We start from the raw sequence: 22,684 nt of genomic DNA on the forward strand, positions 1-22,684 counted from the left end.
CGTCAGTATCTGCTCGATCATCTCAACCCTGCTGCGCAGCACTTTGCGCAAGGCCAGACGGTGCATGCCCTCATCGAAGCGCGTGCGGTCAGTACCCCTGACGCTATCGCCGCACAGGTGGGCAGCCATTCGTTGAGCTACGCTGAACTGAATCGACACGCCAATGCGCTTGCTCATTATCTGATCAGCCTCGGCGTGCGCCCGGATGATCGGGTGGCGGTGGTTGCAAGACGCGGGCTGCAAACCCTGAGCGGTTTGCTGGCCGTGCTCAAGGCCGGTGCCTGCTATGTGCCGGTAGACCCCGCGCACCCGGATGAACGCATTGCCTACCTGCTGAGCGACAGTGCTCCGATGGTAGTGCTGGCCCAGCAAGCCGTCATCGAACGGCTGCCGCCGCTGGCTGTGCCGGTGGTTGCGCTGGACCAGCCGAACTGGCCAGCGCTGGAGCACAATCCACAGGTGCCGGGCTTGAATGCGGCTCATCTGGCTTACGTCATCTACACCTCCGGCTCGACCGGACAACCGAAAGGCGTGATGGTCGAACACCGCGCCCTGACCAATCTGGTGCATTGGCACTGTGAGGCGTTTGCTCTGCACGCAGGCAGTCACACCGCCAGCGTGGCCGGGTTCGGTTTCGATGCCATGGCCTGGGAAATCTGGCCTGCACTGTGCGCCGGTGCGACGTTGCATCTGCCGCCCGCAGACATCGGCAACGAGCAGCTTGATGCGCTGCTCGAATGGTGGCTGGCGCAGCCGCTGCAGGTCGCATTCCTGCCGACGCCGGTGGCCGAATACGCGTTCAGCCACGAATTGCGCCACCCGACGTTGCGCACGCTGCTGATTGGCGGCGACCGCCTGCGTCAGTTCCATCGTGATCCGGGCTTTAGCGTGATCAATAACTATGGCCCTACCGAAGCGACCGTGGTCGCCACCTCGGGGCCGCTGCTGCCAAACGGCAGCCTGGATATCGGCAAGCCGATTGCCAATACGTGTGTGTATCTGCTGGATGCGCAGCAACAACTGGTGCCGCTCGGCGTCGCCGGCGAGCTGTACATCGGCGGTGAGGGCGTGGCGCGGGGTTACCTGAACCAGCCGCAACTGACCGCAGAGCGTTTCCTGCGCGACCCGTTCAGCGGTCAGGCGCAGGCGCGCATGTACCGCACTGGCGACTTGGCGCGCTGGAACGCCGATGGCACGCTGGATTACCTGGGCCGCAACGACGACCAGGTGAAGATTCGCGGCATGCGCATCGAACTGGGTGAAATCGAAGCCCAGTTGGCGCAGTTGCCTGACATCGAGGAAACCCTGGTGCTGGCTCGCGAGGACGAACCGGGGCAGTCACGTCTGGTGGCTTACTTCATCGAACGGGCCGATGCTGCACCGGTTCAGGTGGCTGAACTGCGCACTGCATTGCTCACCTGTCTGCCGGGTTACATGGTGCCAAGCGCTTTCGTACGCCTCGACGCCTGGCCGCTGACCGCCAATGGCAAGGTTGATCGGCGTGCGTTGCCGGTTCCGGAACGTGAAGCGCTGCCAGGCCGTGACTTCGAAGCGCCGCAAGGCGACGTCGAAGTCGCGCTGGCAGAGATCTGGAGCGAGTTGCTGCAGGTCGAGACGGTAGGGCGTCACGATCACTTCTTTGAGCTGGGTGGCCATTCGCTGCTGGCCGTTACGCTGATCGCTCGCATGCGCCGTCGGGGCATGGATGCCGATGTGCGGGCGCTGTTCGCTCAACCAACCCTTGCAGCGCTGGCGAGCGCGATTGGCAGTGGCAGCCAGGTGAAAGTGCCGGCCAACCTCATCGGCGCAGAGTGTACGCAGATCACTCCGGACCTGTTGCCGTTGGTGACTCTCGATCAGTCGAGTATCGACCGGGTGGTTGCCAGCGTCAGCGGTGGCGCAGCCAACATTCAGGACATCTACCCGCTGGGCCCGCTGCAGGCGGGGATTTTCTATCATTACCTGTCCGCCACCGAGGACGACCCGTATCGCTTGCAGGCGCGCTTTGCGTTTGCTGACCGTTCGCGGCTGGAGGCTTTCTGTCATGCGCTGCAACGCGTGATCGCACGCAACGACGTGCTGCGCACTTCACTGTGCTGGGAAGGCCTGGAAACCCCGGTGCAAGTGGTCTGGCGGCGCGCTGAACTGCCCGTCGTCGAAGCATCGCTGACGGCACTGGACGATCCCGGGCAACTGGACCTCACTTGCGCGCCATTATTGCGTCTGGTGCATGCCGATGACCCGGACAACCAACGGATCGTCGCCGTGTTGCTGTTCCATCACCTGATCATGGATCACGTCGCCCTCGATTTGCTCAGCCAGGAATTACAGGCGGTGCTGCTTGATCAGGAGGCGCAACTGCCCGAACCGGTGCCGTACCGCAATTATATTGCGCATACGCTGCTGGGGCCGGTCGATGGCGCGCACGAACGCTACTTCCGCGAGCAACTGAGCGATATCGATGAACCGACCCTTGCGTATGGCCAGACGTGGTTGCCAGGACCTGACGTGCCCGGTGAAGCCAGGCAGCGGCTGGACGCAGCGCTGAGTCAGCGCATTCGTGATCAGGTCCGTAAATTGGGCGTCAGCCCGGCCAGCCTGATGCACTTGGCGTGGGCTCAGGTACTGGGCCGCCTGTCGAGCCGCGACAACGTGGTGTTCGGCACCGTGCTGCTCGGTCGCCTGACCAGCAACGCAGGCGCAGAGCGTACGCTCGGGGTGTTCATCAATACCTTGCCGCTGCGCATCGATCTGGGCGAGCAAACGGCACGTGACGCCGTATTGCAGACCCATCAACACCTGACCGGTCTGCTGGCGCATGAACACGCTTCGCTGGCACTCGCTCAGCGTTGCAGTGCCTTGCCGGCAGGCGCGCCGCTGTTCAGCGCGCTGCTGAACTACCGGCATAGCTCGACAGCAGAGGCTCATGACCCTGCGGCCAGCGAGGCCTGGAACGGGATCGAATTGCTGCAAGCCGCCGAGCGCAGCAGTTATCCATTGACGTTGAGCGTGGATGATCTGGGCAGTGTCGCGGACGGCCAGCACCAGGCCGGATTCGACCTGACTGCCTTGACCTCGCCGGGCATTGATGCACGGCGCATCTGTGCCTATATGGCCAGTGCGGTCGAGCATCTGCTGGTCGCCCTCGAGCAGGCACCGGACACCGCGATTCAATCGCTGGCCATGCTGCCCGATACCGAGCGCAATGAGCTGCTGCACGGCTTCAATCCTGTGCCGACAACGGCCGAAAGCGCACTGCCGGTTCACTTGCGTATTGCGCAACAGGCCTTGCGGCAGCCAGACGCGCTGGCCGTGCAGGTTGGCGACGAAAGCCTGACCTATGGCGAACTGAATGCTCGTGCCAATTCGCTCGCTCACCATTTGATCGGCCTTGGCGTGCGCCCGGACGACCGTGTTGCAGTGGTGGCTCGACGCGGGCTGGAGACCCTGACCGCGCTGTTGGCAGTGCTCAAGGCCGGGGCGAGTTATGTGCCGGTCGATCCGGCACACCCAGACGAGCGCATCGGTTATCTGCTGGAAGACAGCGCACCGGTTGCGGTGCTGGCGCAATTCGATCTGCTACCGCGCTTGCCTGACGTGCGGGTGCCGGTGATTGCGCTGGATCGTCCGCAATGGCCACAGCGCAACGAAAACCCGCAGGTGATGGCGTTGACGGCGGCGCATCTGGCCTATGTCATCTACACCTCGGGCTCGACCGGGTTGCCCAAAGGCGTCATGGTCGAACACCGCACGCTGAACAATCTGGTCGACTGGCATTGCGAGGCGTTCGACCTGCGCGCGGGCAGCCACACGGCCAGCGTGGCCGGGTTTGGCTTCGATGCCATGGCCTGGGAAGTCTGGCCCGCGCTGTGTGCCGGAGCCGTGCTGCACATGCCGCCTGCACAGATCGGCAACGAACAGCTCGATGCGCTGCTCGACTGGTGGCTGGCTCAACCGCTGCAGGTCGCGTTCCTGCCGACTCCGGTGGCCGAATACGCGTTCAGCCGCGAGTTGCGTCACCCGACGCTGAAAACCTTGTTGATCGGCGGTGATCGCCTGCGGCATTTCAAGCGCGATCCGGGTTTTGCTGTCATCAATAACTACGGACCGACGGAAACCACAGTGGTGGCCAGCTCCGGCGCCATGCAGCCGGGCGGTGTGTTGCACATCGGCAAACCGGTGACCCATGCCACGCTGTACGTGCTGGACTCGCGTCAGCAACCGGTAGCGCTCGGTGTGCCAGGCGAGTTGTATATCGGCGGGACAGGCGTGGCACGTGGCTATCTGAACAAGCCGGAGCTGAGCGCCGAACGCTTCCTCGACGATCCGTTCTGCACAGCGCCGCACGCCAGAATGTACCGCACCGGCGATCTGGTGCGCTGGCTGGCCGACGGCACGCTTGAGTACCTGGGGCGAAACGACGATCAAGTGAAGATACGCGGCATACGCATCGAACCGGGCGAGATAGAGCAGCATCTGGCGCAGTGCCCCGGCATTGGCGAAGCGGTGATTGCCACTCAGGTTCTGGACGATGGCGGCGTGCGGCTGGTGGCTTATTACACTCGCCGTGACCCGGCGCTGGACAGCGCCACGCTGCGGGCTCATCTGTTGGCCCGATTGCCTGAATATATGGTGCCCGCGGCTTACGTCGGTCTCGATGCACTGCCGCTGACCCAGAACGGCAAGGTCGATCGCAAGGCACTGCCTGCGCCGGATGTCGATGCACTGAGCAACGCGACCTATCAACCACCCTCGACGCCGCTGGAAGAGCGTCTGGCGGAACAGTGGGCGCACGTGCTGGAGATCGGCAACATCGGTCGTCACGACAGTTTCTTCGAACTGGGCGGCCATTCGCTGTCTGCGATCCGCCTGGTGAGTCTGCTGCAAAAGGCCGGTTTGCCGCTGACACTGGCCGAGTTGTTCCAGCATCCGAGCATCGCCGCGCTGGCCGGGTTGCTCGACCAGCGTCCTGCACAGTCGGTCGAGGCTCAGGAAGTGATCACCGTCAGAGCGGGCGGAAGCGAATCGCCGCTGTTCCTGATCCACGATTTCACGGGGCTGGATGCCTATTTCCCTGTCCTCGGACAACACCTGCAAGGCGATTTCCCGATCTACGGCCTGCCGGGCATCGGGCTGGGCCAGCAACAGTTGCGCACCCTCGAATGCCTCGCGGCACGCATGGTCGAGCGCATTCGTCAGGTCCAGCCACGCGGGCCTTATCGTCTGGCGGGCTGGTCGTTTGGCGGGGTGCTGGCGTATGAAGTCGCGACTCAATTGCTGGGCATGGACGAGGCCGTTACCTTCCTCGGCCTGATAGACAGTTATGTGCCGCGTCTGACCGATCAGGGTAAGGCGCGCTGGCAAGGGCCAGACCTGCTTGAGCGGCAATTGCTCACGCACTGCACCGCGCACTGGCAAGCCCAGACCCAGGAGCAGACCCAAGAGCAACGCGAGACCGGCGTTACGGCACTGGTGCGCCTGAACGAACTGCAACAGCAGACACCGTTACCCGACTTCGCTGCGCTGTTGCAGCTGTGCCGCGAGGAACACCTGTTGTACGAGGAACTGGCGCAGGCCAGCGACGCGCAATTGCGTCATTACCTGGAGCGAGAGGTGGCGCATGGTCACGCGCTGGCCCATTACCAGCTGGAGCCACTTAACCTGCCGGTGTATCTGTTCCGTGCCGAGCAACGCCCGACGGCACCGAGCGGCACCACTGCGACCCTGGGCTGGGGTGAAATCCTGCCAACCGGCCAGTTGCAGTGCGTCGATGTTCCTGGCGACCACATGAGCATGATGCAAGCGCCGCACGTCACCGTTCTCGGCCAGACGATTGGCCAGGCACTGGCCGATTTGCCTGCCGCTCCGGCACCGGCAGTGGTCCATCAGTCGTTGCTGGCGATCCAGAGCGGGCAGGGCGAACATGCACCGTTGTTCTGCGTGCCGGGTGCCGGTGACAGTGTGACCAGCTTCATCGGTCTTGCCGAAGCGCTGGGCCCGGACTGGCCGATCTACGGTCTGCAACCACGTGGGCTGGACGGCCGCAGCGTGCCGCACAGCCGCGTGGAAGCGGCAGCGGAAAGTCATGTGCAGGCAATCGAGGCGCTGTACCCGCAAGGTCCCTTGCACCTGGTCGGCCACTCGTTTGGTGGCTGGGCCGCGCACGCCATGGCGGCGAAGCTTCAGGCACGTGGTCGCGAGGTGGCTTCACTGACCCTGATCGACAGCGAAGCACCTGGCGGAGACGGCTTGTGCAGCAAACCTTATACCGCCACGGCAGCGCTGGAGCGCCTGATCGAGGCCTTGCAGTTGTCCAGTGGCAAAGACCTGGATATTGATCCGAAAATGTTTGCCGACGGCGATTACGCCACGCAACTGAGCCTGTTACAAAGCGCCATGGTGCGGATTGGCATGTTGCCGCCGCGTCTGGCACCGCAGGCATTGCAGGGCATTGTCCGTACGTTTGCCTGCGCCTTGCGCACCGTCTACCGGCCACAAACCGGTGGCTACAACGGCCGGGTCAGTCTGGTGCTGGTCGACGACCCGAGCCTGGATTCGCTGGACAACCAGCTTGAGCAGGCTTCTGCCGCGGCCGGGTGGCAACATTTGTTGCCGCAACTGGCGTTGTGGGAGGGGCCAGGCAATCACTTCAGCGTCCTCAAGGCACCTGACGTCTACAGCCTGGCCGCCTGGTGGTACGACAGGCAGGCGGTTGGCGTGGGAGAAACGCTATGAGCCGGTTTTAGTCAGCGGGTTCATTGCTGCGATATCGATAGGGATATCGCAGCAATGGCGTCGGCTGCGGTTAATGCCAGGGACGGCAGACCGACGATTAACAGGCCGAAAAGGCGCCTTCGGAAGAAGCGTACATCCAGCGCATCAGCGAGTTTCGGCCGCTGATGCCCAGTTTGATGGCCGCCCGGCGCTGGTAGCTGCCGACCGTGTTGACCTTGAGCGTCAGCCGTTCAGCCTGTTCAAGCGCGGTATGCCCGGCGAGCAGCCCGAGACAGACCTGGGTTTCCCGCTCGGACAGCGACAGGCCGGTTTCGCGCAATCGTTCCTGGAAACGCTCCTCCAGGCTTTCGGTTTTTTTCAGTTCACTACTGGGCATCGCCAGTTGCAGCGCATTGACGTGTTTTTCGAGTATCGAGAACAGCAGTGGGGTGATATCACTTAGTTGCCGACGCTCGCTGGGTGAAAATGCCTGAGCGGGCAGGGCGCGGAACACCGTGATCTTGCAGGAGAAACTTTCCGATGCCTGAACCGGGTAAAGATGGATCGAGTCGCTCAGCAACAGCGTGCCACGCGACGACGTCACCGTTTCGTTGAAAACCGGCACTTCCGAGGCAGGCGGCGATTGCCAGGGCTGCGGCAGCGAAGAAAGGTGCGTGGCATCCACGGCAAGCTGCGTGTCGATCAAAGTGTGAAACAGGCTGGAAAAATGGCCGCTGCCGATGCTGGCAATGGCCCGGCCAATGTGGGGCAGTAGTGTATGAGGCATGAGGTCGTCCATGAGATCAAAAACTGTTGACAATAGTGTAGACGCGGCAAAAGCAAGTCGGTCACATCAACTTGGTCGCAACAATTGTTACGACTGAATATTGACGTTAGATGCTCGCTTAGAGCGCGACTAGTATTAACTACAGCAAATAATAACGCCCTGATGTTACCTAAATACTTCATCATCACAAGCGATGATTATCACTAAATAGTCTGTGCCAACAGCCGGGTGAATCCCTTCACCTGGATGAGTGAGCAGGCATACGGCTATTTACGGAGCATGAGCCGGGTCACCAAGAGTGTCAGCCGCCCATAGGGTGCCGAGACTTTATCGGACAGGTTGAAGCGACTCAGCGTGAGCACACTGCGTGCATGGGATAAACGAATGAAGCCTTCGTAACCGTGATAAGCACCGGTGCCACTTTCTCCGACGCCGCCAAACGGCAGATCATCCTGTGTGGCGTGCAACATGGTGCCATTGATGGTTACACCGCCGGAGCGCGTCCGGTTCAATACATGGTCCACGGAGGCCTGCTGGTTGGAAAAACAGTAAAGGGCCAGCGGTGTCGGACGGGCGTTGATGAAGGCGATGGCTTCATCCAGTGTGTCGTAGGCGAGGATGGGCAGCAGCGGGCCAAAAATCTCTTCCTGCAGGATGTCCGCAGTCAGTGGCACCTGAGTAAAGGCCACCGGCGGGATCCTGCGATCGTTTTTCGCTGGCGGCGCATCATGCTGCCAGGCTCTGGCACCAAGGGCGACGGCCTGGTTGGCCATGGCCAACAGTCGATCGTAATGACGCGGCGAAATGATCGAGGTGTAGTCCGGATTGCCCTCAAGTGTCGGGTAGAGTTTTTTGGCGGCCGCTAGCCACTCGCTGGCGAAGTTGTCCACCAGGTTGCGCGGCACCAGCACATAATCCGGCGCTACACAGGTCTGGCCGGCGTTGAACAGCTTGCCGATCGCGATGATTCGCGCGGCCTTCTTGAGCGGAAAGTCGGCACAGACCACCACCGGCGACTTGCCTCCCAGTTCCAGGGTCACTGGCGTCAGGTTGCGCGCTGCGGCGGCCATGACCTGACGGCCTATATGGGTCGAGCCCGTGAACAGCAGGTGGTCGAAGGGCAGCTCGCTGAACTGACTGGCCAGCATGGCATCGCCGGTGACCACTGCGACCTGATCGGAAGTAAACGTTTCGCCGAGCAGTTGCCTGAGCAGTTCGGAGGTTCTCGGTGTCAGCTCCGAAGGCTTGATCATCACCCGATTGCCAGCCGCCAGCGCTTCGATCAGCGGCACCAGGGTCAAGGTCAGCGGGTAGTTCCAGGGAGCAAGAATGCCGACCACGCCCAGCGGCTGGTAGATAACCTTTGCACTCGCAGGCCTGAACACGATCCCCGCCTTGCGCCGGGCGGGACGCATCCAGGCTTTCAGGTGCGAGCGAATGTGTTTGATACCGTTGATGATCGGCATCAACTCGCCAAGCCGGGTTTCGGCGAAGGAGCGATTGCCGAAATCTGCACAGACAGCCTCAAGCAATCGGTCCTGATTGCTGCTCACCATGCGCAAAACGGCGTCGAGGTCGGCGATCCGTTGTGCATAGCCAGGCACACCCTGAGCGCGTATCGCCGCCTGCTGTGCTGCCAATACCTCGTTGAGCGCCGCAGTGGAGGAAGGCGTGGGAGGCTGAATCTGTGCTGGCTGGTTCATGACAATGCTCCTGTAACTGGTTTTTATAATGAGTGGAGACGTACTGCCTGTGTAAGGGTGCACGTGAAGCCCGAGAATAAAGCCAGGCCGGTCAACCGCTGGCTTCAGGCTGGGGGCTCAAACGATCCAGATGGCTGACGATCATCGCCGCCACCATTGCACAGACCTGTTCAGGGGCCATGGGCTCATCGAACAGTAGCTCGATGGTCGCGTGAATCATTTCTACCGCCACTCGCGCAACCATGGCGATGCGCTGAGGATCAGCCTCGGGGAACGCACTGGTCATGATTGCAGCCTGAGCGGTGGCCACCCGGCGGTGCGAGTCGAGCCTCACGTGCTCCAGCGCCGGAACGGCCCTTAACGCCTTGAGCGTCCACATGCCGCCCAGTGTTGCCTCGGTGACCTCATAGGTGTCCAGAATCAGATCGGCAAGCGCCTTTTCCAAAGCCTGCGGCGTGCCGGTGAGCAGCTCCGCCGTGATCCAGTAATCGATCCGCTCGTTCTGCTTTTCCAGCAGCCTCTCACCCAGCACCGTCAACAGCGCGTATTTGTTGGGGAAATAGCGATACAGCGCGGGAGGCGTAAGACCTGCACGCTCGCAAACCAGATTAGTGGACAAGCGCTCGACACCGACGTCACACAGGGTCTGTGCCGTGGCTACCAGAATGCGCTCGTAGGTTTCAGTGGCGCGCTGCTGCGCGGGCAGCTTTTTGCGCTCTGCGGTTTTTCCCGCGATCTGTGCAGGATCTGCTTCAGTTTTCAGCCTGGCCATACGTACCTGTCGAAAGGGGTGAGGTGCCTGCGTGGCAAAAAAGTAGTTGCTGCGTCGTAAAATGATAGCTATAACTATCGTGTAGCGATGACTATCATAACCGAAGCGTCGTTATTGTGACGGTCTGTTAAAAAAAATAAAAAGGTGCCGCTATGAACGTACAGCAATGGCTTTTCCTCTCCTCGGTTCTGATGTGCTCCACCGGCATTCATGCTGCAACAGGTCCGCTGGAGGCCAAGGGCCTTTGGCTGACCGCGGAAAAAGACGCAGTGGTCAGACTGGACGATTGCAAGGATCAGGCAGGCGCCATCTGCGGACAGGTGGTCTGGGTCAAGGATGTTACCTCGACGTCCAGCGACTGCGGTGTGCAAATCCTGCAACTGACCCGCTATGACAAGGATGCCTGGCGCGATGGCTGGGTGTATGACCCGCGTGACCAGAAAAAATACAAGGGCGCTGTTCGCGTCAAGGACGGTCGCCTCAATGTGAGGGCTTTCGTCGGCACCGAGATACTCGGCAAGACAGAGCAGTTCGAACGTATCGCCACACTGCCTCCTGCCCCGGTTTGCACGTTGTAAGTCCGGTCCTTTAGCGTGGGAGAGAATCATGCGTACTCATACAACCTGTTGTGCAATGGCGTTCACCCTGTGCTCCGTAGCCTGTCCGACGCTGGCACTGGCAGATGAAATGTCAAGCTACGCGGTGGATGTCACCGCCAAGGCCAGTTCGGACATTCGTACCCGGGGCATTTCCGATTCGTTGAATCGCCCCGGTGCCAAAGTCACCCTTCAGGTCGCTCATGAATCAGGTCTGGTGGCGCTCGCCGAATTTACCACGGTCAGCAAGAAGCAGTTTCTCGATGGCGACGGCGCAGGCGTGCTGCTTGCCGGCGGCTATCGCTTCGGTGATCCAGACGCCTGGCACTACGGTGTGGGGCTTGCCGCAGAGATGTTCCCTGGCGCGCAATTCAAGGCGCCGAATCGCTTCGATTTCCAGACCTTCACGCCGGGTGAAGAGCACTCCACCCATTACAACAGTCAGTTTGCCGTGCTCGAAATAGGTTATGGCGCGCTCGAAGGCCGAGTCGCCAGAGTGCTCTCGAAAAACTACCGTGGGGCCAATAGTGGCGGGGTGTGCGGCGCGCAACTGCAGTTCCGCGACGATCCGACCAAAGGCCTGGAATGCTACGCCAAGGGCGAGCGTAACTCACGCGGCAGCCTGCTTTACGACCTGGACTACAAGTACGCGCTGGGCATCAACACCAACCTGAAGGTGCATGCCGGCTATCAACAGATCGAAAACTTCTCGGAAGCCGACTTTGCCGACTACGGCGTAGGCCTGGTGCATCGCTGGTGGGGTTTTGACTGGGGGCTTGACTGGGTAACCACCAAGACCCGGGCCCGCGAACTGTACATGGCCGAAGACGACGGGCATGTACGAGCCACGGATGACAATCGCTGGGTAGCGTCGATTTCCCGCACATTCTGAGTAGACCTTTATGACTTCGCTTTTCATCTCCCGGACGCCTGAGGCGGCCACCGGCCTGGAGCAACTCGTCCTCGCCATCGACCTCGGAACGTCTGGCTGCAAGTGTGCACTGGTCTCCATGGAGGGTGACATCCGGGCCTGGGCGTTCCATGGCGTGCCGCTTCACGTCAGTGGATTGAGTGCGGAGCAGGACCCCGAAGACTGGTGGAATGCATTTTTGCGCGGTGCCAACGAGTTGTTGGGAGCTGATTTGCTCAGGCGTCGCCAGGTGGTGGCTGTGTGTTGCTCCACTCAAAGCGAAGGCACGGTATGTGTCGACCGCAATGGCTCGGCACTGGGACGCGCGCTGTTGTGGCTGGACAAGCGTGGTGCTGATTCCATCAAAAAACGCATGGGCGGCGGCTGGTGCAACCTGGGTGGCTACGGACCACTCAAGCTCTGGCGCTCGTTGCGCCTGACGGGTGGCGTGGCCTCACTATCAGGCATGGACTCGGCCGGGCACATGGCCTACATCCTCGATCACGATCCGGCAAGGTATGAGAGGACTCACAAATTCCTCAACGTGCTGGACTACATGAACCTGCGCCTGTCAGGTCGTTACTGTGCCACCGGCGACTCGATGCTGACCGCCTGGATCACCGATAACCGCGACCCGCACCGGATCCGCTACGACGACAGCCTGATCAGGGCGCTGGGCATTGACGCAGGCAAACTGCCCGAACTGGTGGGGTCTACCGAAGTCATCGGGACGTTGCAGCCGGAACTGGCCGATGCACTGGGGCTGCCGCACTCGACGCCAGTGGTGGCAGGTGCCGTGGACACCTCGGCAGTGGCGGTCGGCGCAACAGTGAGCGATTTTGCGCCGCACCTTTATCTGGGAACCTCATCCTGGGTCGGTGCGCATGTGCCGTTCAAGAAATCCAGTGTTCGTCACCACATTGCGGCAGTGCCCAGCGCGGTCAAGGGCCGCTACCTGGCGATGGCCATGCAATCGGCAGCGGGCGCAAACCTGTCGTTTTTGCGCGACAAGGTGTTGTACCACCCGGACGAGCTGCTCAGCGATGAACAGCAACCGGATGTCTACGCGTTGCTCGACCGGATTGCCGCCCGCGTGCCGCCTGGCTCGCGGGGGCTGATCTACACGCCATGGCTGTGCGGCGAGCGTTCGCCGATTGGTGATCCCAGCCTTCGCGCGGGCCTGTTCAACCTGAAACTCGAACATTCCCGGGAAGACATCATCCGCGCCTTCATGGAAGGCGTTGCACACAACACGCGCTGGATGCTCGAACCGTTCTCGCAGTTCATCGGCCAGTCCAGCGGCGTAATCGTGGCCACCGGCGGCGGTGCGCAATCGGATGTGTGGTGCCAGATCATGGCCGATGTCTGCGGGCGCGTGATCCAGCAACCGCATAACCCGATCCAGACCAATGCCCGTGGCGCCGCCCTGATCGCCGCCGTCGCGCTGAAAAAGCTGCAGTTCACCGATCTTCCTGCGCTGCAACGACCGCATCGGCTGTACGAGCCGTCCGCGTTAACCCGCCGCCTGTATGACGACCGCTTCGCCACGTTCAAGGAAGTCCGCAAGCGCCTGGCACCGCTGTATCGCAGGTTGAACCCATCACAGGAGACGACATCATGAGTTCTGTTCAACAGCAGATCGTCGCACTGTCGCGGCATCTGTCACGCCGTGGCTTCTTTGCCGCAACCGGTGGCAACCTGGCACTGCGTATCGACGCGCAGCACATCGCGGTCACCCCGTCCGCCACCGACTATTTCAGCATGCGTGCCGAGGATGTCTGCGTGTTGCGGCTGGTGGACCTCAAGCAACTCTCGGGAGCGCGCTCGCCCTCGGTCGAAAGCGAGTTGCACGCGCGAGTCCTGCGCTGCCGTCCCGATGTGAATTGCAGTATCCATACCCATCAACCACTGGCCAGCGCCTGCACATTGTTCGGTAAACCACTGGAAGTGCCATACCCGCCGTTATGGGCATCGCTGGGTAAACGCATTCCGCTGGTGGGTTACGCACCGTCCGGCTCCGGCTGGCTGGCCGGCAAACTTGAGAAGGCCATCCGCCCGGACCACAACGCCTATCTGATGCGCAACCACGGCGTGCTGTGTTGCGGCCCGGACATAGAAACCACGCTGGCGCGACTGGAAGACCTGGAAAAGTTTTGTCGCGACCATCTGGTCAATCAGATCAAGGCCAATGCCTCCAGCAGACCGGAGGCCAGCGCCGCCGCAGCCCGCCTGATCAAGGCGCTTTCCAGCCCGCACGCACTCAGTCCTCAGACCTTCTCGGAGACTTACCCATGAACAAACCTCTTGATCTTGCCAGCCTGCCTCCGGCCCCGACTTCAGCCGTCTCGCAGTGGCCTGACGTCGAATTGCTCTACCGTCGTTTCGACGCGCTGGTGAAGCAGCCCATCCGCCCGATCAAGCGCGATGCGATGAACAAGGTCATGGGCTATTTCGATGAGCGTTGTCAGGGTTCAAAGCGCCTGTCCGAAGCCGCGAAGAAGGTCATACCGGGAGGTGTGCAACACAACCTTGCATTCAATTACCCGTTTCCGCTGGCCTTTTCCCAGGCCAAGGGTGCACACCTGACGGATGTCGACGGCAACCGTTACACCGACTTTCTACAGGCGGGCGGCCCGACCTTGCTGGGCTCGAACCATCCGGCGATCCGCGAGCAGGTCAATCGCATTCTTGACGAGTGCGGGCCGGTAACCGGGCTGCTGCATGAGTACGAGGTCAAGCTGGCCGAACTGGTGTGCGAGATGATGCCGGGTGTCGACATGCTGCGCTTGTTAGGTTCGGGCACCGAAGCGGTAATGGCTGCAGTGCGTCTGGCGCGTGCCTATACGCGCAAGAAATGGGTGATCAAGATCGGCGGGGCTTATCACGGCTGGAGCGATCAGCTTGTCTACGGCATGCGTTTGCCGGGAACCGGTCGTATGGAAGCCGTGGGTATTCCGCGAGGAGCCACGGCGAACACACAGGAAAGCCCTCCCAATAATCTCGACGCCTTGCGTCGCCGGTTGCAGATCAATCGCCTGCGAGGCGGTACCGCAGCGGTGATGGTCGAACCTTTCGGTCCGGAAAGCGGCACCCGTCCGGTACATGCTGACTTCAACCGCCAACTGCGTGCACTGTGCGAAGAGTTCGACACACTGCTGATCTTCGATGAAGTGGTCACCGGGTTTCGCGCGGGGCTGGGCGGTGCGCAGGCTTACTTCAATGTCATGCCCGATATCACCGTGCTGGGTAAATGCCTGACTGGCGGTTACCCCATGGCTGGCGCGATTGGCGGACGTCGAGAGGTCATGCAGCTGCTTGCCGGTGGCATTGGTACATCTTCACGGCGGGCGTTTGGTCGGCGGGACACTGTCGGCCAACCCGCTGTCATGCGTAGCGGGGTATTACGCGCTGCTTGAAGCACGTCGTCTGGACGCACCGGTACTGGCGGGCAGGGCAGGAGACCGCATGCGCGCCGGGCTGGAAGAAATCATCAATCGACGCGGTTTGCCGTACGTGGCTTACAACATGGGCTCCATCGTGCACTTGCAGACCTCCGGTGTGTTGCTGCTCGACACCAGCAACCCGCTCAAGCTGTTGCGCGCACGCAACGAAGCCAAGACCCGCAAGCACATGATGGAAGAGATGGGCGCTGCGTATACCGCTCATGGCCTGATCACACTGGCGGGCAGCCGGATATACACCAGCCTGGCGGACACCGATGAGGTCATCGATGACGCCCTCGAACGCTTCGACGCTGTATTTCAACTGGTGTGAGGTGACCGTCATGCGCGATTTACTTCGACAGCAATGGTTTGACCTGCGCGAGCGCCTGATGGGTCAGGTCGATTCACACAGCAGCATTTCCCTGCGTCTGCCGGGCGAGCAGGGCATGTGGCTGGGAAAACTGGATGACCTGGCACCGCAGGCGGTCGATTGGTCCGCTGCCACCGTGGAGGCCAGTCAGCCCCATGCTTCTATCTACAGGGCGCGTACGGACGTAGGCGCCATTCTCGTCGGCGGCGGAACGTTCGCAAAAAGTCTGATGGATTTTGGCGGTGTCATGCCGATTCTCTTTGATGAACAAGCGCGTCATATCGGTCATATGGGCACGCCCGGCAAACAGGATCAGCCCTTGGTGAATACCTTGAAGCGTGGCGGAAATGGCGCGTTTATCGATGGCACGCCAGTCATCATGGGGACTACTGGCGCTCGCATGGCACTCAACGCGGAGCTGTTTGAAAAATGTGCCAAGGCCTACACCCTGGCCAGGGCCTGCGGTAAACCACTCACGCTATTGCCATGGTGGGTGGTGCTGGTGGCCAACGGACGGCTGATGAAAGACGAAAAGCGGGCGGCACTGTGTTTTGCCGATGGCCGGATTCCGCCGGAAACCCGCGGTTATTGAGACTTCCGAAGAGGCGCATGGCATGCAAACGTCTTCCGTTGTAACTCGCAGGCATCTGTACACCGCGCTGGCCCTGGGCTCGGTCGCGGTACTGATGGTGGGCCTGCAACCGCTGCTGCTGGGTGAGTTGCTCGCGCAAGGTCACGTCTCACTGGAAGGCGTCGGGCTGGTCGCCATGGGGGAAATCGTTGCACTGGGGCTGGGCGTGGTGCTCGGCGACCTGCTGCGATCAAGGCTGAACCTGCGTGTACTCACCGTCATCGCCATTTTGTCGGCAGCCGGGATGGACCTGCTGACGGCCAATGTCACTGGCGATGGTCCTTTGATTGCAGCCCGAGCGCTGGCGGGGTTGGCGGAGGGGCTGTTGCTATGGGGCGCAGTGAGCCTGATCGTTCAGGGGCCTGCGCCGGACAGGGTGGCGGGCGTGTTCATGGTGGTGCAGACACTGGCGCAGGCGCTGATAGCGGCAGCGCTGGCGTTCTGGGTATTGCCCGGCAAAAGCGTCTATGCCGGCTTCGTATTTCTGGGTGGACTGACGGCGGTTTCTGCGCTGTTCGTGGTCTGGCTGCCGAAACGGCTGGCGCGCGAGCCAGACAAACAAACCGATGCATCGGGTTTCAGCTGGAGTTTCAAGCAAGTGTTGCTGCTGATGCTGGTATTCCTGCAGCTCTCGGCGATCGGTGCGCTTTGGGCATATCTGGAACCATTGGGAACCCATGCCGGCCTTGCCCCTCAGGCGGCGCAGGTGCTGGTCTCGGCGATGCTGTTCATGCAGGTGGTGGGCGGATGCCTAGGGGTTTTGCTGGTACGCAGAGTCCCTGACTATTCGATGCTGGCGGTTATTGCACTCCTGCTGGCCAGCATTGCGCTGGGTATGTACGTGGCGGCTGATCAAGGTGTAACGGTATTTCTCGGACTGTGCAGTTTGTTCGCGCTGATCTATCTGATACTGACGCCTTTTCAAGTGCGCATTGCCTTGCAGATCGACCCATCCGGACGAATCGCCGGGCTTATCCCCGGCATGCAATTGCTGGGCTGTGCGTTTGGACCGCTACTGGCGTCGCAATGGATTGCAGGCGACAACGCCCAGCCGGTTCTGCTGGTGAGTGCCTGGTTTTCAGTGATAGCGCTGCTGTTGGTGGGCGTGTTACGCAGGTGTCCCATGCGTGCGCAAGTCGGCTTTGCACGCAGGGTTTGATTGCAGCGTATGTGGTCAGGCAACCTGAATTCTTGCTCGCCAGGCTACGCCGCTGACCGCAAGCAGTACAAGCAACACTGAATAGACCCAATAGGCACCCACCTGGTCGTATGACCAGCCAGCCAGAAGAACGCCCGACAACCCAGCGAGACGGCTGATGAAATCAATGGCGCCATACCAGCTCCCGATGACTTCTTTAGGCAACGTCAGCTGTATGGCGCTTGCCGTACTGCGAAAATAAACGGTGGTACCAAACTGGAACAGGAACATCCCGACAGCGACACCTGCGAAGCAGCCTTTAAGCCACAGGGCAATGGCTATGCCGATGAACATAGCCGCATGGGCTGACCGCATTGTCACCGTAAGACTTATATCCCGGACTGTGGCCGTCGTTAATCCACCCAGCACAGCTCCGGTCATCCCCAGCGCATAGAGATAACCTGTCTGCTCCGGAGAAAATGCATGGAAATCCCGGAGAAAAGGAATCCATAAAAGCGCCAGCACGCTTATCACCAGAACACAGGTTGAATATGACGCCAGAAAACCACGCCACTGCGGTGCCCCGAGAAGTCTCATGGCAGCCCTCGCTGCACCCGTGATGCTTTGGTGGAATCGCTCTTTGAAAGATAAGTCATCCACGTCTGTGCTTGCCATATTGTGGTCTGTAAGTGCGGACCACAATGCAAGGAGCAGGGCGCCTGACATGAACACAACAGAGACGACGAGCGCCATTGGCAGGCTTGTATGAAGTATCACCAGCGCGCCAATCGCCGGGCCGGTCGCTCTGGCGATGCCATTGATAACCGCAAGAAAACCATTGACCCGGATAATCTCTTCCCTTGCGAAGAGAAAAGGTATGAATGAAAACATGATAAGCCGTACGTACTGATGTATCAGGTCAACCAGAAATGCAAAAAACCATACAAGCTCAACCGACCCGCCTGACAAGGAGAGGGTGGCAACTGCAATTGAAAATACGACCATGTTTACAATCTGGGTGATGATGAACAGCTTCCACTTGTCATGCCGATCAATGAATCCCGAACCCAGTAACGTCACCAGAATTTCCGCGCTGTAACCCATTGCATAAGTGGTCATCACAGCGAGTGTTTTGCCTGAAAGGTTATAGGCCAGGTTAGCAAATGCCAGGTCATAGACGGCTTCGGAGAGCGCGACCAAAATGCCTATTGATGCGAACACATACAGAATTCGTTTATTCGAACAGGAAAGGGCGAGCATCGTAGTCCATCCATGACTTGGCACACTGAATCATAAGGCGTTGCGGTCGAAATACCAGCCGGAGCTTCTGGCGGAGGACATGACCGCTACGGAAAGCATGGTTTTGACAAAAAATGAGACACCCCGGACACAAATGTGCAACTGAATGCCTTTAAGTGTCAGCACCGACACCTCGTCTACACGTGGCGCAGATCCATGCTCTGCGTGCCAATGACGCCCGATTTCCGCAACGGAAAGGGGCCTTTTGAAAAAAAAGAGCATGGACTCGGGATATAACACTAATTAGAATCAGTCTCATTTGGCGCATCCATCGCTCAAGGCTCTTGTCATGATTGACACAGCGACCCTACCTTCGCAGACCCTGCATTCCCTGTACCGCGATCACCACGGCTGGCTTGAAAACTGGCTGCGCAAGCGCATGGGCAATGCCTGGGATGCCGCAGACCTGAGTCAGGATACCTTTTTACGGGTGCTGTCCAGTTCGCAACAGATCGCCGACATGCAGGAGCCACGGGCGTATCTGCTGACCGTGGGCAAGCGCCTGCTCAGCAATTTCTACACCCGTCGCAGTCTGGAACAGGCTTATCTGGAGGCGCTTGCCCAGCTGCCTGAAGACAGCGTGCCGTCTCCCGAACAGCGCTGGTTGCTGCTGGAAACCCTGCAGGCGCTCGACGAGTTGCTGGACGGTTTACCTGCACCGGTACGCCGGGCGTTTCTCTGGAGTCAGCTCGAAGGGCTGGGCTATCGCGACATTGCGCAACGCTTGCAGGTGTCCGAGCGCACCGTCAAACGCTACATGGCGCAAGCCTATGAGCACTGCCTGCTGGTGGATTGGTGATCCGTTCTGCACCCTCGAACGAAGAGCGCGAGGTTGTACGCAGAGCTGCGCAATGGCTGGCACTGCTAGAGTCCGGTGGTGCCAGCGAAGAAGATCACGCCATGCTGCAGCACTGGCGCGAAAGTGCTGCTGGCAATGAGCGCGCCTGGCAGAAAGCCCAGCAACTGCGTCAGCGCTTTTCGGCCTTGCCGGCCAATCTGGCGATGGCGACGCTGGACCGTCCCGACAAGGCTCGACGCGCCGCGCTGAAACGAGCATTTGGCTTTGCTGCGCTGGCTCCAGCGGTCTGGCTGTTGGGACGCGAATTACCCCTCGAGGTATGGCGTGCCGACTTGCACACCGCCGTCGGCGAACACCGGCGCCTGACACTGGCTGATGGCAGCGTCCTGCAACTGAACACCGACAGCGCCGTCAACGTCGATCCGGGTGCCCGGCAGATAACGCTGATACGCGGAGAAATCGCGCTCAAAGTGCCGGGCAGTGCGCCGTTGACCATCGATGGCCCTTACGGGCGCATCGTGGTCAGTCAGAGTGAAGTCTGCGTACGTCTCAACGAGAGCGACTGCCGGGTCTCGGTGGTCAGCGGTTCGGTACAGATCCATCCGTTACAAGGCCCTGCGCTGGTTGTGCAGGCGCAACAGCAGATCAGCCTGCAAAGGAACGGGGCAGGTCCGATCACCGCCTTTGACGCCCTGTCGCCGGGCTGGCGTGACGGCGTGCTGACTGCGCAGAACCAGCCACTGGGCAGTTTTCTGCGCGAGCTCGGTCGATACCGTCCCGGTCTGCTGCGCTGGGAGCCCGAGCTTGAGGCATTGCGCGTGACGGGCAGTTTTCAGCTCGATAACACTGACCGGGTACTGTCATTGCTGGCGGCCAGTCTGCCGGTGGATATCCACATGCGTACCCGTTACTGGGTCACTCTGGCCCCCCGAAAAAACTCACCACAAAAAAATAATGCGTGAAGCCTGTCCCTTTTTTTCGTCTCACTGGTCATTCCAGGTAGTGAACAAAATTACGAGAGCTTCCCTCTATGTCTGCAGTTTCTCCCCATCGTTTGCGTCCGCTGTTGCATTTCGGTCTGTTGCTGACCCTGAGCTCCAGTCCGCTGCTCGTTTCGACCAGTTGGGCCGACACCGCTAACAGACGAGCCTATGAAGTGCCCGCTGGCACCCTGAGTGCCGCGCTGACCCGGTTTGCCGGGCAGGCCGGCGTCAACCTGTCGGTAGACCCTGCGCTGGTGAACGGACGCAACAGCGCCGGTCTGTCGGGCGACTTTGCAGTCGAAGAAGGCTTTGCGCGACTGTTGCAAGGCACTGGTCTGCAATTGGTATCCGTCGGCGATCAGGCGTACACGCTGATTCCTGCCGTGCAAAGCACGAGTATGCAACTGGCGCCGACTTCAATTGTCGGCGACGTGGGCTCCACGGACGGTCAGGAATATGCAGGCGGACAGGTTGCGCGCAAAGGTTCGCAAGGCATGCTCGGCTCGCGGGATTTCATGGAAACGCCGTTCAGCATGACCACCTACACCAAGGAGGCAGTGAAAAACCAGCAGGCCCGCACATTGGGTGACCTGATTGCCAGTGATCCGTCGGTGCGCTCCACCAACCCCGCGGGCGGCCGTTATGAACAGTTCACCATTCGTGGTTTCAGCCTGTTCAACAGTGACGTGTCCTACAACGGCCTTTACGGCATTCTGCCCACCTACACCATCGACATGGAAATGGCCGATCGGGTCGACATCCTCAAAGGCCCGAGCCAACTGATCAACGGCATCTCGCCGCGCGGCAGTGTCGGCGGCGGGATCAACGTTGTGCCTAAACGGGCAACCGACAAGCCCATCACCGAGTTCACCACCAGCTATGCCTCCAAAGGGCAGGTCGGTGCCGCGGTGGACGTGGCTCGCCGGTTCGGTGAAGACGACAAGTTCGGTATTCGCTTCAACGGCGTGAAGCAGTCCGGCGATACCGAGTGGGACCATCAGAGCGTCGATCGCGACATGGCAGTGCTGGGCCTGGATTTCCGCGGCGAGCGTTTGCGCCTGTCGACCGATATCGGTCACACCGAACGTGACACCGACGCCCCGCAGGAGCGCGTGCAGGTCGGCGCCAATGCCAAAGTGCCCAATGCCAACGATGTGCGTGACAACTATGCGCAGGCCTGGAGCAAGGCGCGCACCCGGGACACCTTCGGCGCGGTGAATGCCGAGTACGACGTCAATGACTCGGTCATGCTCTACGGCGGTGTCGGCGCGCGCAAAAGCAACCATGAGTTCCTGCGCCATGCGGTGTCGGTGACCAACAACGCGGGCGATTTCAGCGTGCAGCCCCGCGACTTCACCCGTGACGAAAACGTCCGGACCGCCAACGCCGGGGTGCGCAACTGGTTCCATACCGGACCGGTCAGCCACGAGGTCAATCTGGCTGCCAGCTATTTCTACATGGACTTCGAGAACGGCGGCGCGCGCTATGCGGCCTCGCCCAGCAACCTGTATGACCCGGTCGAGACACCGACCCCCTCGAACCCGACCCGATCCGACTCCAAGGTCTACACCGAAAACCGTTTCAGCGGCGTGGCCTTGACCGACACCATGGGCTTCTTCGATGACCGCCTGCTGCTGACACTCGGTGCCCGCTGGCAACGGGTCAAGGTTGATGACTGGACTGACAACGTCAAGGGCGACACCGCCTACGACGAGGAAAAGGTCTCGCCTTCAGGTGGCATTCTTTACAAGGTCACCGAAGACTTTTCGGTGTACGCCAACTACATGGAAGGTCTGAGCCAGGGCAAGATCGCGCCGTCGACCTCTGTGAACGAAGACGAGATATTCCCGCCGTTCGTCAGTCGCCAGGTTGAAGTCGGTGCCAAGTATGACCTGGGCTCGTATGCGTTCACCGCCAGCGTCTTCCGTATCAAGCAACCGGCTTACGAGACCAATGCCACGTCGCGGGTTTTCGGCCCGAATGGCAAGCGCAAGAATGACGGTGTCGAGCTGACGATGTTCGGCGAACCCCTCAAGGGTTTCCGTCTGCTGGGCGGGGTGATGTACATCGACAGCGAACTGACCCAGACCGTCAACGGTCAGTTCGATGGCAACCGGGCACCTGCCACGCCCGAATATAACGTCAACCTGGGGGCCGAGTGGGACGTGCCGCAGGTCAAGGGCCTGACCCTGACCGGGCGGGGCATCTACACCAGTTCGCAGTACCTGGAACAGGCCAACAGCAAAAGCATCGATTCTTCCGAGCGTTTCGACGTGGGCGCGCGCTATGCCTTCAAAGTCGATCAGAAGGACATCACGCTGCGGGCCAACATCGAAAACGTCATGGACAAGCGTTACTGGGCCTCGGCCGGTGCCTCGGATGACAGTGAGCCCGGCCTGACGCTGGCGACTCCGAGGACCTACCTGCTGTCAGCAACCATCGGGTTTTGAATGCAGATGACTGCCCGGCCCATGGAAGGGCCGCATGCAGCACAGATCACACTCGGCAGATCCTTCTCGAGGCATAACCTGTATATATA

14 protein-coding genes and 1 pseudogene (1 of these 15 cut by a window edge) are annotated in these 22,684 nt (G+C 60.5%); 11 read left to right on the forward strand and 4 right to left on the reverse strand.

Annotation, left to right across the window (positions count from 1 at the left end; all coding sequences use genetic code 11):
- Positions 1–6,735: the 3' end of a non-ribosomal peptide synthetase gene (locus I9H07_RS11495; protein WP_283107549.1), read on the forward strand. 11,097 nt of this gene lie to the left of the window's left edge; 6,735 of the gene's 17,832 nt are visible here — the last part of the coding sequence; the start codon falls outside the window, past its left edge; its stop codon occupies positions 6,733–6,735.
- 97 nt (positions 6,736–6,832) lie between these two features.
- Here I9H07_RS11495 and I9H07_RS11500 read toward each other — a convergent pair whose 3' ends face one another.
- From I9H07_RS11500 to I9H07_RS11510, 3 genes are all read right to left on the reverse strand, one after another.
- Positions 6,833–7,501 carry a helix-turn-helix transcriptional regulator gene (locus I9H07_RS11500; protein ID WP_024674502.1) on the reverse strand — a complete coding sequence of 223 codons (669 nt, stop codon included), beginning with the start codon at positions 7,499–7,501 and terminating at the stop codon, positions 6,833–6,835.
- A gap of 266 nt (positions 7,502–7,767) precedes the next feature.
- Entirely contained in the window at positions 7,768–9,204 is a 1,437-nt protein-coding gene (locus I9H07_RS11505; protein WP_024674501.1) for a coniferyl aldehyde dehydrogenase, read from the reverse strand.
- A gap of 91 nt (positions 9,205–9,295) precedes the next feature.
- Positions 9,296–9,976: a TetR/AcrR family transcriptional regulator gene (locus tag I9H07_RS11510; RefSeq protein WP_024674500.1), complete on the reverse strand. Its 681-nt coding sequence runs from the start codon at positions 9,974–9,976 to the stop codon at positions 9,296–9,298.
- A 152-nt stretch (positions 9,977–10,128) separates the two neighbouring features.
- Between I9H07_RS11510 and I9H07_RS11515 the strand changes: the two genes are divergently transcribed.
- The 7 genes and pseudogenes from I9H07_RS11515 to I9H07_RS11545 all read left to right on the forward strand — a co-directional run bounded on the left by I9H07_RS11515 (position 10,129) and on the right by I9H07_RS11545 (position 17,085).
- The gene (locus I9H07_RS11515; protein ID WP_058824505.1) at positions 10,129–10,554 is read left to right on the forward strand and encodes a DUF2147 domain-containing protein; all 426 of its coding nucleotides are present in this window, start codon (positions 10,129–10,131) and stop codon (positions 10,552–10,554) included.
- Between the two features lie 28 nt (positions 10,555–10,582).
- Complete coding sequence (locus I9H07_RS11520) at positions 10,583–11,464, forward strand: TorF family putative porin (protein WP_058824504.1); 882 nt, start codon at positions 10,583–10,585, stop codon at positions 11,462–11,464.
- Positions 11,465–11,474: 10 nt separating this feature from the next.
- Positions 11,475–13,103 (forward strand): xylulokinase, encoded by a 1,629-nt coding sequence (locus I9H07_RS11525; RefSeq protein ID WP_236423945.1) that lies wholly within the window; start codon positions 11,475–11,477, stop codon positions 13,101–13,103.
- The gene (locus I9H07_RS11530; RefSeq protein WP_024674496.1) at positions 13,100–13,777 is read left to right on the forward strand and encodes a class II aldolase/adducin family protein; all 678 of its coding nucleotides are present in this window, start codon (positions 13,100–13,102) and stop codon (positions 13,775–13,777) included. The genes I9H07_RS11525 and I9H07_RS11530 overlap by 4 nt, the downstream gene beginning before the upstream one ends.
- Positions 13,774–15,256 (forward strand): annotated as a pseudogene (locus I9H07_RS11535) (aspartate aminotransferase family protein). The gene I9H07_RS11530 and the pseudogene I9H07_RS11535 overlap by 4 nt, the downstream one beginning before the upstream one ends.
- A 10-nt stretch (positions 15,257–15,266) precedes the next feature.
- On the forward strand, positions 15,267–15,887 hold the full coding sequence (locus I9H07_RS11540; protein WP_024674494.1) for a hypothetical protein: 621 nt from the start codon (positions 15,267–15,269) through the stop codon (positions 15,885–15,887).
- 22 nt (positions 15,888–15,909) lie between these two features.
- Positions 15,910–17,085: an MFS transporter gene (locus I9H07_RS11545; protein ID WP_236423942.1), complete on the forward strand. Its 1,176-nt coding sequence runs from the start codon at positions 15,910–15,912 to the stop codon at positions 17,083–17,085.
- Positions 17,086–17,100: 15 nt separating this feature from the next.
- Here I9H07_RS11545 and I9H07_RS11550 read toward each other — a convergent pair whose 3' ends face one another.
- A complete protein-coding gene (locus tag I9H07_RS11550) occupies positions 17,101–18,324 on the reverse strand; it encodes an MFS transporter (protein WP_236423940.1) in 1,224 nt (407 codons plus the stop codon).
- Positions 18,325–18,652: 328 nt separating this feature from the next.
- Here I9H07_RS11550 and I9H07_RS11555 point away from each other — a divergent pair, with 328 nt between their 5' ends.
- The 3 genes from I9H07_RS11555 (at position 18,653) to I9H07_RS11565 (ending at position 22,595) form a co-directional block, all read left to right on the forward strand.
- Positions 18,653–19,162 (forward strand): sigma-70 family RNA polymerase sigma factor, encoded by a 510-nt coding sequence (locus I9H07_RS11555; protein WP_024674490.1) that lies wholly within the window; start codon positions 18,653–18,655, stop codon positions 19,160–19,162.
- Complete coding sequence (locus I9H07_RS11560) at positions 19,159–20,124, forward strand: FecR domain-containing protein (protein WP_058824500.1); 966 nt, start codon at positions 19,159–19,161, stop codon at positions 20,122–20,124. Before I9H07_RS11555 ends, I9H07_RS11560 begins: the two co-directional genes overlap by 4 nt.
- Positions 20,125–20,192: 68 nt before the next feature.
- Complete coding sequence (locus I9H07_RS11565) at positions 20,193–22,595, forward strand: TonB-dependent receptor (protein WP_058824499.1); 2,403 nt, start codon at positions 20,193–20,195, stop codon at positions 22,593–22,595.
- Positions 22,596–22,684 lie beyond the last annotated feature (89 nt).

Source organism: Pseudomonas syringae, assembly GCF_023278085.1.
Taxonomy (GTDB): Bacteria; Pseudomonadota; Gammaproteobacteria; order Pseudomonadales; family Pseudomonadaceae; genus Aquipseudomonas; species Aquipseudomonas syringae_Q.

Coding starts and splice junctions, on each gene's coding strand:
- I9H07_RS11545 (WP_236423942.1), top strand. CDS start 15,910: ATGCAAACGTCTTCCGTTGTAACTCGCAGGCATCTGTACACCGCGCTG.
- I9H07_RS11505 (WP_024674501.1), bottom strand. CDS start 9,204: ATGAACCAGCCAGCACAGATTCAGCCTCCCACGCCTTCCTCCACTGCG.
- I9H07_RS11530 (WP_024674496.1), top strand. CDS start 13,100: ATGAGTTCTGTTCAACAGCAGATCGTCGCACTGTCGCGGCATCTGTCA.
- I9H07_RS11520 (WP_058824504.1), top strand. CDS start 10,583: ATGCGTACTCATACAACCTGTTGTGCAATGGCGTTCACCCTGTGCTCC.
- I9H07_RS11565 (WP_058824499.1), top strand. CDS start 20,193: ATGTCTGCAGTTTCTCCCCATCGTTTGCGTCCGCTGTTGCATTTCGGT.
- I9H07_RS11540 (WP_024674494.1), top strand. CDS start 15,267: ATGCGCGATTTACTTCGACAGCAATGGTTTGACCTGCGCGAGCGCCTG.
- I9H07_RS11550 (WP_236423940.1), bottom strand. CDS start 18,324: ATGCTCGCCCTTTCCTGTTCGAATAAACGAATTCTGTATGTGTTCGCA.
- I9H07_RS11525 (WP_236423945.1), top strand. CDS start 11,475: ATGACTTCGCTTTTCATCTCCCGGACGCCTGAGGCGGCCACCGGCCTG.
- I9H07_RS11500 (WP_024674502.1), bottom strand. CDS start 7,501: ATGCCTCATACACTACTGCCCCACATTGGCCGGGCCATTGCCAGCATC.
- I9H07_RS11510 (WP_024674500.1), bottom strand. CDS start 9,976: ATGGCCAGGCTGAAAACTGAAGCAGATCCTGCACAGATCGCGGGAAAA.
- I9H07_RS11515 (WP_058824505.1), top strand. CDS start 10,129: ATGAACGTACAGCAATGGCTTTTCCTCTCCTCGGTTCTGATGTGCTCC.
- I9H07_RS11555 (WP_024674490.1), top strand. CDS start 18,653: ATGATTGACACAGCGACCCTACCTTCGCAGACCCTGCATTCCCTGTAC.